At 73.9% G+C, this 12,290-nt stretch carries 11 protein-coding genes; 4 read left to right on the top strand and 7 right to left on the bottom strand.

The window, feature by feature from the left end:
- Both IEY99_RS33965 and IEY99_RS04300 read right to left on the bottom strand, forming a co-directional pair.
- The coding region (locus IEY99_RS33965; RefSeq protein WP_229798103.1) for an ROK family protein at positions 1-583 on the bottom strand (583 nt) is incomplete at its 3' end.
- A gap of 10 nt (positions 584-593) precedes the next feature.
- Complete coding sequence (locus tag IEY99_RS04300) at positions 594-1,520, bottom strand: SIS domain-containing protein (RefSeq protein WP_189199442.1); 927 nt, start codon at positions 1,518-1,520, stop codon at positions 594-596.
- Between the two features lie 193 nt (positions 1,521-1,713).
- Here IEY99_RS04300 and IEY99_RS04295 point away from each other — a divergent pair, with 193 nt between their 5' ends.
- Complete coding sequence (locus tag IEY99_RS04295) at positions 1,714-2,499, top strand: DeoR/GlpR family DNA-binding transcription regulator (RefSeq protein WP_189199440.1); 786 nt, start codon at positions 1,714-1,716, stop codon at positions 2,497-2,499.
- Positions 2,500-2,516: 17 nt separating this feature from the next.
- On the opposite strand, the gene IEY99_RS04290 is transcribed toward IEY99_RS04295, so the two are convergent.
- Positions 2,517-3,371, bottom strand: coding sequence for an RCC1 domain-containing protein (locus tag IEY99_RS04290; RefSeq protein WP_189199438.1), 855 nt, complete (start codon positions 3,369-3,371; stop codon positions 2,517-2,519).
- 41 nt (positions 3,372-3,412) lie between these two features.
- Positions 3,413-5,635, bottom strand: coding sequence for an AAA family ATPase (locus tag IEY99_RS04285; protein WP_229798101.1), 2,223 nt, complete (start codon positions 5,633-5,635; stop codon positions 3,413-3,415).
- A 77-nt stretch (positions 5,636-5,712) separates the two neighbouring features.
- Between IEY99_RS04285 and IEY99_RS04280 the strand changes: the two genes are divergently transcribed.
- Genes IEY99_RS04280 through IEY99_RS04270 form a run of 3 tightly spaced genes read left to right on the top strand, consistent with a single transcriptional unit; the run spans position 5,713 to position 9,723 of the window.
- Complete coding sequence (locus tag IEY99_RS04280) at positions 5,713-6,006, top strand: hypothetical protein (RefSeq protein ID WP_189200755.1); 294 nt, start codon at positions 5,713-5,715, stop codon at positions 6,004-6,006.
- Between the two features lie 49 nt (positions 6,007-6,055).
- Positions 6,056-8,872, top strand: coding sequence for an alpha/beta fold hydrolase (locus tag IEY99_RS04275; protein WP_373293280.1), 2,817 nt, complete (start codon positions 6,056-6,058; stop codon positions 8,870-8,872).
- Positions 8,869-9,723 carry an ABC transporter permease gene (locus tag IEY99_RS04270; RefSeq protein WP_189199432.1) on the top strand — a complete coding sequence of 285 codons (855 nt, stop codon included), beginning with the start codon at positions 8,869-8,871 and terminating at the stop codon, positions 9,721-9,723. Before IEY99_RS04275 ends, IEY99_RS04270 begins: the two co-directional genes overlap by 4 nt.
- 49 nt (positions 9,724-9,772) lie before the next feature.
- Here the strand turns inward: IEY99_RS04270 and IEY99_RS04265 are convergent, their stop codons facing one another.
- The 3 genes from IEY99_RS04265 to IEY99_RS04255 form a co-directional block, all read right to left on the bottom strand.
- A complete protein-coding gene (locus tag IEY99_RS04265; protein ID WP_189199430.1) occupies positions 9,773-10,096 on the bottom strand; it encodes a DUF3263 domain-containing protein in 324 nt (107 codons plus the stop codon).
- A 94-nt stretch (positions 10,097-10,190) separates the two neighbouring features.
- On the bottom strand, positions 10,191-11,177 hold the full coding sequence (locus IEY99_RS04260) for an ABC transporter permease subunit (protein WP_189199428.1): 987 nt from the start codon (positions 11,175-11,177) through the stop codon (positions 10,191-10,193).
- Positions 11,174-12,169, bottom strand: a complete 996-nt coding sequence (locus IEY99_RS04255) for an ATP-binding cassette domain-containing protein (RefSeq protein WP_189199426.1) — start codon at positions 12,167-12,169, stop codon at positions 11,174-11,176. The genes IEY99_RS04260 and IEY99_RS04255 overlap by 4 nt, the downstream gene beginning before the upstream one ends.
- Positions 12,170-12,290 lie beyond the last annotated feature (121 nt).

Raw genomic sequence — 12,290 nt, 5'->3', positions numbered from 1 at the left:
CGGCGGCCGCCGAGGCGATCGACTCCAGGCAGCCGCGCGCCCCGCAGCCGCAGGACGGCCCGCCCGGCCGGACGATGATGTGCCCGACCTCGCCGGCCGCGCCGTGCGCGCCGGAAAACGCCCGGCCGTCGACCACGTGGGCGGCCGCGATCCCGGTGCCGATCGCGATGAACAGCACGTGCCGCTGGTCGCGGCCCGCGCCGAGCCGCGCCTCGGCCAGCCCGCCGACGCGGACGTCGTGGCCGAGCACCGCGGGCAGCCCGAGCCGGCGCGCCACCAGATCCCGCAGCGGTACGTCCCGGAAGCCGATGTTGCTGGACCACACCGCGGTGCCGGACTCCTCGTCGACCACGCCGGGAACCGCCACACCCGCGGCGACGGGGTTCAGCCCGGCCGAACGGGCCCGCTCGGCCAGCCCGGTGGCGACGTCGAGAACGGTGGCCGTGACCGCCTCCGAGCCGCGCTGGGCCAGCGTCGGATGCCGCTCGGCGTGCTGCACCGTGCCGTCCGGGCGGACCAGGGCACACTTCATGCCGGTGCCGCCGACGTCCAGCGCCACGACGACGTCGCGCCCCGCGGTCATGTCCGGGCTGTCATACGAGCACCACCGAGCGGGTGAGGTTGCGCGGATGGTCCGGGTCCAGGCCCTGGCTGGTGGCGAGCAGCACCGCCACCCGCTGCGCCACGACGAGGTCGGCCATCGGGTCGAGCCCGGTGCGCCCGCCGCCGCGCCAGCTGCCGAGCGCCGCGTACCCGCCGTTGTAACGGCTGTGCACGAACGCCGCGCCGGTGCTCTCGACCTCCTCGCAGAGGTTCGGCGGGATCTCCCCGAATGCCCAGACCACCCGGCCGGGCGCGGCGATCGAGACCGGCCCGTGCCGGTAGTCCATCGCCGGGTACGCCTCGGCCCACCAGCCGGCGGCCTCACGGCACTTGAGGGCGGCCTCCTCCGCGAGGCCGACGGTCCAGCCCCGGCCCAGGAAGGTGATCTGCTTGGCGAGCGCCGGGTGCACCGGCAGCGGCAGCCGCACGGCGACCTCGGCGTCGGCCGCCACGGGTTCGATGTCGTAGTTCAGGTGGGCGCGCAGCAGCGCCAGCGTGCTGGTGGCGAAGCGGGTCTGCACCACCGACAGCTCGTCGGCGAAGTCGAGCACGATGGCCTCGTCGGCGGCCGCGGCGGCCGGCGACCCGCCGTCGGCGGTGATCACGGTGGTCCGGCTGCGGCGCCGGAGGGCGTCGAGGAGCCGGACGACCTCGGTGGTGGTGCCGGACCGGCTGATCGTGAGCACCCGGTCGTAGCGGCGGCCGAGCGGGAACTCCGAGGCCTGGAAGGCGTCCGTGTCGCCGTGGCCCTCGGCCTCGCGCATCGCCGCGTACGCCTTCGCCATGAACCAGGAGGTGCCGCAGCCCGCGACGGCCACCCGCTCGCCCGGCAGCGGCAGCCCGTCCGAGTCCGCCATCTTGGCCGCCTGCCGCCAGCAGTCCGGTTGACTGGCGATCTCCACCTTGACGTGACTCATGGCAGTTCCCCCATCGGGCCGTTGGGCTGCGCATAAGCGCTCGGTTTCCGGGTCTTTCGAGCGCTATTCTGCGTGGACTCTTGGTGGCAACGCAACCTCCGCGATGGGATCGCGCAGGTACGCTCTTTGCTAGGCGACGTTTCGCGCACTAATGTGCACACTCTTATCACGAAACGAGCAGCAGGGAGATCGGGTGGACCGGTACGCGCGGTGGAATGCCCTGCTGGAGTTACTGGCGGAGACCGGCCGCGTCACGGTGGAGGACGCGGCGGACCGACTGGACGTCTCCCAGGCCACGATCCGCCGCGACTTCGACCAGCTCGCCCAGCAGCAGATGATCACCCGTACCCGCGGCGGCGCGGTGGCGAACGGGGTCTCCTACGACCTGCCCCTGCGCTACAAGAGCGCGAAGCACTCGGCGGAGAAGCAGCGCATCGGCGAGGCGGCGGCCAACCTCGTGGTCCCCGGTACGGTCGTCGGCCTCAACGGCGGCACCACCATGACCGAGGTGGCCCGCGCCCTGGCCGTCCGCCCCGACCTCAACACCAGCGGCGAGGGTGCCCAGCTCACGGTGGTGACGAACGCCCTCAACATCGCCAACGAGCTGCTCGTCCGCTCCCGCATGAAGATCGTCGTCGCCGGCGGCGTGGTCCGCCCGCAGTCCTTCGAGCTCGTCGGCCCCCTCGGCGGCGCCCTCCTCAAGGAGGTCACCCTCGACATCGTGCTGCTCGGCGTGGACGCCCTGGACGTCGACCTCGGGGCGGCCGCCCACCACGAGGGCGAGGCGGCCATGAACAGCCTGATGGTGGCCCGGGCCAAGCGGGTGGTGGTGATCGCGGACTCGTCCAAGCTGGGCGGGCACGCCTTCGCCCGCATCTGCCCGATCGGCCAGGTCGAAACGCTGGTCACCGACTCCGGAGCCCCGCAGTCCGTGGTCCAGTCCTTCCGCGACGCCGGCGTCCACGTCGTCTGCGCGTAGCGCCGCCGGCCGGTTGTTCAGCCGGGCGGCCGGATGGCGTTCCAGCCGGTGATCTGGCATTGCCCGTGCTCGTTGCTTCCCGCGGCGACGACCGTTCCGTCCCCGCGTAGCCCGAGGGTGTGGGCGGACCCGGCCGCCACCGCGACGATCCCGCGCCAGCTCGCCACGTCGCATTGTCCGTGCTCGTTGCCGCCCGCGGCCCTGACCCGGCCGGCCGCGGTGACCCCGACGGTGTGGTGGCTCCCCGCCGCCACCGCCACGACGTCGCGCCAGGTGCCGACGTCACAGGCTCCCGCCGACCGATCGCCCGCCGCGACGACGCGTCCGTCGCGAGTGAGACCGACCGTGTGAAGGTAACCGGCGGCGACGGCCGCGATGTCACGCCACGCGTCCACCGCGCACTGCCCACGGCGATCGTTGCCCACCGCGACCGTGCTCCCGTCGGCTCGCAGGCCCACCGAATGCCAGTCACCGCAGGCCAGCTGGACGACCTCCCGCCATCGGCCCACGTCGCATGCGCCCTCACCGGGCCGTCCCGCCGCCAGCACGGTGCCGTCACGAACCAGCCCCAGGGTGCGGCGCCAGCCCGCAGCGACCAGGGTGACGTCGCGCCAGGACGCGACGTCACACTGACCGTCACCGTTCCAGCCCGTCGCCAGCACCGTGCCGTCCGCGCGCAGGCCCACGCTGTGCGACCGTCCGGTGTTCGGCGCGGTGTGCACGTTGCCCGCCGCCACGGCGACCACGTCGACCCAGTCGCCGACGCGGCACTCACCGGATGTCCCCGTGCCGACCGCAACCACCGTGCCGTCGGCACACAGCCCCACCGAGTGCCGCCGCCCAGCCGCGAGGACAGGCCTACTCGTCTGCACGGCAGCGTCCCGCTCCGGTCCGCAGCACGCTCATGAGGGCGTCATCCGGCGGAGTGGGTGGCCGCGTACGCCTCGAGCCAGGCCACCTGAGCCGGGTCGAGGGACGCGCGGACCCGTTCGCGGGCCGTCGCGACGTGGCCGGCGGTCACCGTCGTCGCCTCGAGGGACTCGCGCATGGCCGCGAGGGCCGCCTCGCGGATCAGGGCCGCGCAGTCCGCCGCCGAGAAGCCCGCCAGCTCCGCGCCGAGCGCGTCGAGGTCCACGGCGTCGTCCAGCGGCACCGACCTCGACGAGGCCCGCAGGATCGCCGCGCGGGCTTCGCCGTCCGGCGGGGGCACGAAGACGAGCCGTTCCAGGCGGCCGGGGCGCAGCAGGGCCGGGTCGATCAGGTCGGGGCGGTTCGTGGCGCCGATGACCACGACGTTGCGCAGCGACTCGACCCCGTCCAGCTCGGTCAGCAGGGCGGCGACGACGCGGTCCGTCGTGCCGCCGTCGGTCGCCTGGCCGCGGGTGGGCGCCAGGGCGTCCACCTCGTCGAGGAACACCAGGGTGGGCGCGGCCTCGCGGGCGCGGCGGAAGAGCTCACGCACCGCGCGTTCGCTGTCGCCGACCCACTTGCTCAGCAGCTCGGCGCCCTTGACCGACAGGACGTTGGCCCTGCCCGTACCCGCGATGGCCTTGACCAGATAGGTCTTGCCGCAGCCGGGCGGGCCGTAGAGCAGCACGCCGCGCGGCGGTTGAACGCCGAGGCGGGCGAACGTGTCCGGATAGGTCAGCGGCCACAGCACCGACTCGGTGAGCACCTGCTTGACGTCGGCCAGGTCGCCCACGTCGTCCAGGGTGACCTGGGCAACCTCGAGCGTCGACTCGGCCATCGAGGTCGGCCGGACCACGTCCAGCGCGGCCTCGAAGTCGGCCATGGCCACGGTGGGCGCCTCGGCGTCCTTCTGCCGCAGGGCCGCGCGCACCCCGGCCTCGCGGGCCAGGGCGCCCAGGTCGGCCGCGACGAATCCCGGGGTACGCCCGGCGACGTCGTCCAGCCGTACGTCCTCGGCCAGCGGCATCCCGCGGGTGAGCACGCGCAGCTGCTCGCGCCGCATGGCTTCGTCCGGCAGCGGCACCGCCAGTTGCACCGCCAGCAGGTCGGGGGCGCGCAGCGACGGGTCGACGGCCTCCGGCCGGCTCGTCGTGCAGACCACCGCCGCCCCGCCGCGGACCAGCTCGGACACCACCTGCCGGAAGACCGTGGCGAGCGGGCCGGCCTCGTCGCGGGGCGCGAGGGCCTCGACGTCGGCGACCAGCAGCACCGCCGGACCGCCGGACCGCAGGTCGCGCGCCAGCGCCCGCAGCCGGGTCGCGGCGGCGTCGTTCGTCAGCGCCGCCAGCTCCGGCGCCCACACCGGCAGCACGGTGGCCCCGACGCTCGCCGCGACGGCGCGGACCAGTGCCGACTTGCCCGAACCGGCCGGGCCGGACACCAGGACGCCGAGGGAGACGGTGGTGCCGAGCCGGCCCAGCACCTCGCGGTGGTGGAAGCCGAGGTCGAGCAGCTCGGTCAGCTCGTGCGCCTGGGCCCGCAGTCCAGGCAGGTCGTCCACGCTGGGCGGCGCCGCGTCGGGGTCGGTGGACGCCGGGTCGGTCGACGCCGGCTCGGTGCGGGCCGGCTCCGGCAGGGTGCCGGCCGGCGACGACGACGGTCCCTCCCGCCAGGCCACGACCGTGTCCATGGTGACCAGGGCGGCGTCCGCGTCCGCGACCTCGACCACCTGGAGCAGGGTGCTGGTCCAGGCGTAGCCGACCCGGTTGGCCAGGCTGCGCCGGGCCGCCTCGACCAGCGACCGGTGCGACGCCTCCGGCAGCACGTCCTGCGGCAGCAGGGACACGTCGTCGCCGGCGCTGACCACCTTGCCCAGCAGCGCCAGGCGCAGCATCTCGGGTGAGACGAGGGCCACGATCTCGGCCGTGCCGGAGAGGGTCACCCGGCGCGCGGCGACGACGGGCACGGGGGTCACGGTCACCTGAGCGCCGTCCCGCAGGCCCAGGTTGCCGATGGTGAGGTCGTCGGCGTAGAGCAGCGCCCGGCTGGCGCCCGCCTCGGCCCGGGCGGCGATGCCCGCGGTGGTGCGCCGGCCGGTCAGCCGCAGCGGGTCGCCCGGGTTGACGGCGAGCGCGGCCATCACCTCGGGATGCAGCCGCACGATGCCCCGGCGTGCATCGAGAGCCGCCGGCCGCTGGGTCACGGTCAGCGTGAGATCGTCTGGCACCGCGCGGCCTTCCGTCGGGACGAGGGGACTAGGTTGACACGCTATCGCCGTCAGTCGCCCCGGGGAGGGACCGCACCATGAGGCTCCGCGCCGCGAGGCACCGCCACGCCGCATCTTTGCTGGCCGCGTTGACCCTGCTCGGCGTCGCGGCCTGCGGCGACGACCCGGACGACGAGGGCACCCCGCCCCCGGTGCCGCCCGCCGTGTCCGCCGGCGCCTCCCCGGCCGCCGCTGCCGGCGGCGCACCCGCGGCATCCGGCAGCCCCGCACCGCGGGACGCCCCGACGGAGGGGACCTCCTCGCAGCGGCCGCCGCAGAAGGACGGCGGGGCCCTCCAGGGCCCGGTGGGCAGGGGCGTGGCGCCGCGCTGACGGCCGCGGAACCCGGTTCACAGCTCCCGCTCAGCGGCCCGCGGATAGCGTGAAGCCCATGCGTGCCCTGACCAAGCTGCGTCGCGCCCTGCCCCGCCCGACGCAGCGGCGGGTCGTCGGGGCCGCCGTGCTCGTCCTCCTGGTGGCCGCCCTGATCACCTGGGCGGTCCTGCCCGAGCGCCGGTCCTGGACGGCCAGCGACCAGCGGATCACCGTGCTCTCCGGCCCCTCGGGCAGCGAGCCGGTCGCCCTGGACACCCGGCTCTACCTGCCCAGGGACCGCGACGAGAAGGTGCCGGCGGTGCTGCTGGCGCACGGCTTCGGGGGTACGAAGAACTCCGTCAGCGACGACGCGGAGTCCCTGGCCGACCGGGGATACGCCGTGCTGACCTGGACGGCCCGCGGCTTCGGCGCCAGCGGCGGCCAGATCCACCTGGACAGCCCCGACCACGAGGTGCGGGACGCCCAGCGCCTGCTCGACTGGCTCGCCGCCCGCCCCGAGATCCGCACCGACGCGAGCGGCGATCCCCGGGTCGGCGTCGTCGGCGGCTCGTACGGCGGCGCGCTCGCCCTGCTCCTCGCCGGCCAGGACCCGCGCGTCGACGCGATCGTCCCGCTGATCACCTGGCACGACCTCGGCACGGCGTTCTTCCCCCAGTCGGCCTCCGGCGTCGACGACCCGGGAGTGTTCAAGAAGGCGTGGGCCGGCCTCTTCTTCGGCAATGCGGCGCCGACGCAGACCGGCTCGTCGCCGGGTTCGTCGGGTTCCTCGGGCTCGGGCTCGTCGCGGGCCACGTCGCCCTTGCCGAGCGTGCGGCCCGCCGAGGGCGGCGATCCGGCGTGCGGCCGGTTCGCCGCGGACGTCTGCGCGGCGTACCTGAAGATGGCCACCACCGGAACGCCGGACGCGGCCACCACCGCGCTGCTGCGCCGCTCCAGCCCGGCCGCGGTGCTGGACCGGATCAAGGCGCCGACGCTGCTGATCCAGGGCGCGGTCGACACCCTCTTCCCGCTTTCCGAGGCGGACGCCAACGCCCGCGGCATCGCCCGCACCGGCACGCCCGTCCGCGTCGCCTGGTTCACCGGCGGGCACGACGGCGGCGCCGGACCCCGGACGGACCAGGACCGGACCAAGTTCCTCACCGCGCAGTGGCTGGACCACTACGTCAAGGGTGAGGGTGCGGCGCCCGCCACGAGCTTCACCTACTCGCGGGTCGCCGGGTTCAGCGCCCTCGACCGCGGGCTGGTGACGAACGGATACTCCGACCCCGCCTATCCCGGCCTCGGCGGGACCGGCCGCACCGAGGTCACCGTCGCCGGCCCGGCGCAGCCGATCGCCAACCCGCCGAACGGCAACCCGGGCGCCCTGTCCTCGCTGCCGGGCGTCGGCGGGCAGGTCAGCACCTTCCTCGGCCGGTTCGCCGGCGACCTGCCCGGCCAGCACGCCCGGTTCGACTCCGCGCCGGTCGCCGAGGCCATCGAGGTGGTCGGCGCGCCCACCGTACGGTTGCGGATCGCCTCGCCGACCGGCGCCGCGACGGTCTTCGTCAAGCTCTTCGACGTCGACCCGAACGGCTCGGCGACGCTGAGCGGCGGGCTGGTCGCCCCGGTCCGGCTCACCGGCCTGCCGGCCGACATCGCGGCGGCCCGCCCGGTCACCGTGACGCTGCCGGCCATGGTGCGGCGCATCGACGCGGGCCATACCGTACGGGTCGTCGTCGCGACCTCGGACCAGGCCTTCCTCACCCCCGCCACCCCGGCGGTCCACACGGTCGTGGTGGAGCCGGCGGTGAGCCTGCCCACGGTGGTGGGCTCGCCGATCGCCAACCCGCAGGTCGTCTGGCGCTGGGTCCTGCTCGGCGTGCTGGGCGTGATCGTGCTCGGGCTCGCCGCGGTGCTCCTGCTGCGCCGCCGCCGGGAGACGCCGCCGGTCGCCGAGTTCGCGGACACCCCGCTGGTGGTCCGCGACCTGCGCAAGGCGTACGACGACGGGTTCGTCGCGGTCGAGCGGGTCGGCTTCCGGGTGGAGCGCGGTCAGGTCGTGGGCCTGCTGGGCCCCAACGGCGCGGGAAAGACCACCACGCTGCGGGTGCTCATGGGGCTGACGATGCCCACCTCGGGCGACGCGCTGGTGTTCGGGCGGCCACTCGTGCCGGGCTCGCCGATCCTCTCCCGGGTCGGCGCGCTGGTCGAGGGGCCGGGCTTCCTGCCGCACCTCAGCGGGTACGAGAACCTGCGGGCGTACTGGCGGGCGACCGGGCGGCCGCTCGAGGACGCGCATTTCGACGAGGCGCTGGAGATCGCCGGGCTGGGCGACTCGGTGCACCGGCGTACCAAGAACTACAGCCACGGCATGCGTCAGCGCCTGGCGATCGCCCAGGCCATGCTGGGGCTGCCCGAGCTGCTGGTGCTGGACGAGCCGACGGACGGGCTCGATCCGCCGCAGATCGCCGAGATGCGCCGCGTGCTGCGCCGCTACGCCACCGACGGACGGGCCGTCCTGGTGTCCAGCCATCTGCTGGCCGAGGTCGAGCAGACCTGCACCCACGCCGTGGTGGTGAACAAGGGGCGCATCGTCGCGGCCGGTCCGGTCGACGACATCGTCGGCGAATCGCCGTCGGTGCAGCTCACCGTCTCGGACGTGGCGGCGGCGACGACGGTGCTGGCGGGCCTGGACGTGCGCTCGGTGCAGCCGGACGGCGCCTCGGACCTGATCGTGGACATGAACGGCACGCCCCGTGAGGAGGTGGTGGCCTCCCTCGTGCACGCCGGCGTCGGCGTGGACCGGGTGGTGCCGCGCCGCCGCCTCGAGGACGCGTTCCTGGCCCTGGTGGGCGACAACTCGCGGGGAAGTGGGGACCGATGAGCAGCGCGGCCACCGGCTACAAGGCGTCGGCCACCCTGCCGCTGCGGGCCGAGATCAGGCGGCAGGCGACGCGGCGGCGTACCCATCTGGCCCTGGGCTTCATGGTCCTGCTGCCCCTGATCATCCTGCTCGCCTTCGAGTTCGGCGGGGGCGACGACGACGCCAACGGCGGCGGCTCGTTCGCCTCGCTGGTCGACCTCGCCACCTCGGGCGGGCTGAACTTCGCGCTGTTCAGCATCTTCGTGTCGGCGAGCTTCCTGCTGGTCGTGGTGGTGGCCCTCTTCTGCGGCGACACCGTGGCCTCGGAGGCGAGCTGGGGAAGCCTGCGCTACCTGCTCGCCATCCCGGTGCCCCGGGCCCGACTGCTCGGCGTCAAGCTGGTGGTGGCCCTGGGCTACTCGCTGACGGCCCTGCTCACCCTGGGCGCGACGGCCCTGCTGGTGGGCACGCTCCGGTACGGCTGGCACCCGCTCGGCAGCACGGTGGCGGCGGAGATCCCGGCCGGCGAGGGCGTCCTGCGCCTGCTGGCCATCCTGGGCTACCTCGCGGTGACCCTGCTCGGCGTGGCCGGGCTGGCCTTCCTGCTCTCGGTGCTCACCGACGCGGCCCTGGGCGCGGTCGGCGGCGCGGTCCTGCTCTGGATCCTGTCGAGCATCCTCGACCAGATCACCGCGCTGGGCTCGCTCCGTGACTTCCTGCCGACCCACTTCAGCGACGCCTGGCTGGGCCTGCTCTCGACACCCATGCAGACCGACGACGTGGTGAAGGGCGCGATCTCGGCGGTGTGTTACGCGACGCTGTTCTGGTCGATCGCCTTCTACCGCTTCACCCGCAAGGACGTGACGTCCTGAGCGTCGCCCTCGGGCCCTCGGTGGTCGAGGAGCTGCGCGAACCGGCCGGTCAGCGCCTTCTGGTGCGGGCGCGGGTGGAGCGGAGGCGGCGCAGCCGGCCGACCAGGACCGGGTCGTGCGCCAGGGCGGCGGGGTTGTCCAGCAGGCCGTTGAGGATCTGGTAGTAGCGGGTCGAGGACAGCTCGAAGGTGTCGCGGATCGCCTGCTCCTTGGAGCCGGCGTGCTTCCACCACTTCTGCTCGAAGGCGAGGATCTGCTGCTCGCGTTCGGTGAGGGCGGCCGGCGGCGGGGTGTCGGTGCCCGTGCCGGCCTCCTCGGCGTCGCGGGGGGCCGGCACGTGCTGCTGCTCGTTGAGGGCGGCGTCGGGCTGCATGGGTTACCTCAGGGTGGTGGAAGGCCGCGCGGAGGGGAACGCCACCATAGTGGCAGCCGGCGATGCCCGCCGCGCGCCTTCCGCCGAAGTTACCTCAGGTGATGTCTCGATTACGCATGGTCCACATTGCCGTGCCGAGCACCAGGGCCACCACGACGGCGAACACGCCGCCGGCCGCCGGCCAGGTGATGGTCATCGTCGGCGGCTCGCAGCCGTCCGGCGAGTTGACGCAGGGCGCGTTCCAGTCCTGCAGCTCGATGGACTTGTCCATCCAGGCGATCATCCAGGACGGGATCAGGTACGCCTCCATGAACCTGACCCTGGCCAGCGACAGCACCGTGCCCAGCCCGAACTGGAACAGCACGACCACGCCGATCGCGACACCCATGGCCACGGCCGTGTGCCGGCCGATGGACGCCAGCCCGAAACCGATCGCGCCGGCGGCGAGCACGAGTGCCAACCCGCGCAGCTCCATCAGCAGGATCGACTGCCACGCCCCCGGCGTCATGCTGTCCAGCGAGCCGCGCAGGCTCGCGATCGCCGCGAAGGCGCCGGTCCACACCGCGGAGAGCAGCACGGTCAGGCCGGTCAGCGTGACGAGCAGCGCGGCCAGCTTGGTGCCCAGCACCTGGAGCCGCCGCGGCCGCCACAGCAGCAGGTTCATCATGCCGCCGCTGTTCCACTCCGCGCCCACGAACGACGCGCCGAGGACGAACGCGGTCAGCGCCAGGAGCGCGGCGAGGGCCATCTCCATCGCCGGGAAATGGTCGCGGAAGTCGAAGGTGGGCGGCATGTAGTGCTCGGCCCGGTAATCCTCCTTGACCGGCGTCCACATGTCGGTGCACGTCGCGCCCGGTTGCGCCTGGCACTCCCTGCGCATGATCTCGGCCTGCGCCACATCCTGCTGGTACTGGCGGTCGGCGTCGGCCTGGGCCGCCGCGACGACCTCGGGGCTGGCCTTCTGGTTCGTGAAGAACATGCCGACCGCGATCGCCGCGAGCACGACGAGCAGACCGAGGACGAAGAAGCGGGTGAAGCGGCGCTTGGTGAACCGCCGGGTCTCTGCCGTGTACAGGCTCAATGTCCCCACCCACCCTGCGCCGGGCCCGCCGGGGCCATGACCGTCTGATCCACCTGCCGGTGCTCGCCCTCGACCGGCGCGGTGCCGGTGAGCTGGAGGAAGACGCTCTCCAGGTCGACCGAGACCGGGCTGAGCTCGGAGACGAAGAGGCCGTTGTGGGCGAGGACCCGGGTGATCGCGCTGGGCCGTTCGAGCCCGCTCACCATGAGGTGGTCGGTCTCGACGGTGACCTGGGCGCCCAGCTGACGCAGGAATCCGGCCGAGGCCGGGAGGTCGGCGGCAGACTCCAGGCGCACGCGTACGGACGAGGAGGCGTGCTGGGCCAGCACGTCGGCGACGGCGCCGGCCGCCACCCGCCGCCCGGCCGCGATGATCGTCACCGAGTCGCAGATGAGCTGGATCTCGGCGAGGATGTGGCTGGAGAGCACCACGGTCATGCCCGACTCGGCGAGGTTGCGCATCAGCGTGCGCATCTCGCGGATGCCGCCGGGGTCGAGGCCGTTCGCGGGCTCGTCGAGAATGAGCAGCTTGGGGTTCTTGAGCAGCGCGGACGCCACGGCGAGGCGCTGCTTCATGCCGAGCGAGTACGTCTTGACCCGGTCGGTCGCCCGCTCCCGGAGCCCGACCAGCTCCAGCACCTCGAACACCCGCGCCCGGTCGACGCCGCCGGCGTCGGCCAGCAGCGACAGCGTGTCCTGCGCGCTGAAGTTGGGGAAGAACTGCGGGCTCTCGACGATCGCGCCGACCGAGCCGGCTACCTCGGGCAGCGCGGCGGGCACCTCGCGGCCGAGGATCGCCATCCGGCCCCCGTTCGGCCGGATCAGGCCGAGCAGGGTCCGCAGTGTGGTGGTCTTGCCGGAGCCGTTGGGGCCGAGGAACCCGTGCACCTGGCCCGCCTCGACGACCATGTCGAAGCCGTCCAGCGCCCGGCGTACCCCCTTGCGGCTGCGGTAGGTCTTCTGCAGACCCTGGATCTCAAGGACGGCGGTCACGCCGCACCTCCCCGCTTCGTGGGAATGACGTTCGTCACCCTATGCACCCGGCGCCACCCCGGGTGCTCACACCCTGGGACGTTCCCTCTGACGCACCGAGGCGGCCACGTAAGGTGGCGGT

It is taken from the genome of Couchioplanes azureus (assembly GCF_014648355.1).
Lineage (GTDB): Bacteria > Actinomycetota > Actinomycetes > Mycobacteriales > Micromonosporaceae > Actinoplanes > Actinoplanes azureus.
The sequence above is the reverse complement of the archived record's forward strand: the minus strand, read 5'-3'. Positions and strand labels throughout refer to the sequence as shown.

Bases quoted from the DNA above. Each gene is read 5' to 3' on its own strand.
- IEY99_RS04265 (WP_189199430.1), bottom strand. From the start codon at position 10,096: ATGCAGCCCGACGCCGCCCTCAACGAGCAGCAGCACGTGCCGGCCCCC.
- IEY99_RS04270 (WP_189199432.1), top strand. From the start codon at position 8,869: ATGAGCAGCGCGGCCACCGGCTACAAGGCGTCGGCCACCCTGCCGCTG.
- IEY99_RS04280 (WP_189200755.1), top strand. From the start codon at position 5,713: ATGAGGCTCCGCGCCGCGAGGCACCGCCACGCCGCATCTTTGCTGGCC.
- IEY99_RS04300 (WP_189199442.1), bottom strand. From the start codon at position 1,520: ATGAGTCACGTCAAGGTGGAGATCGCCAGTCAACCGGACTGCTGGCGG.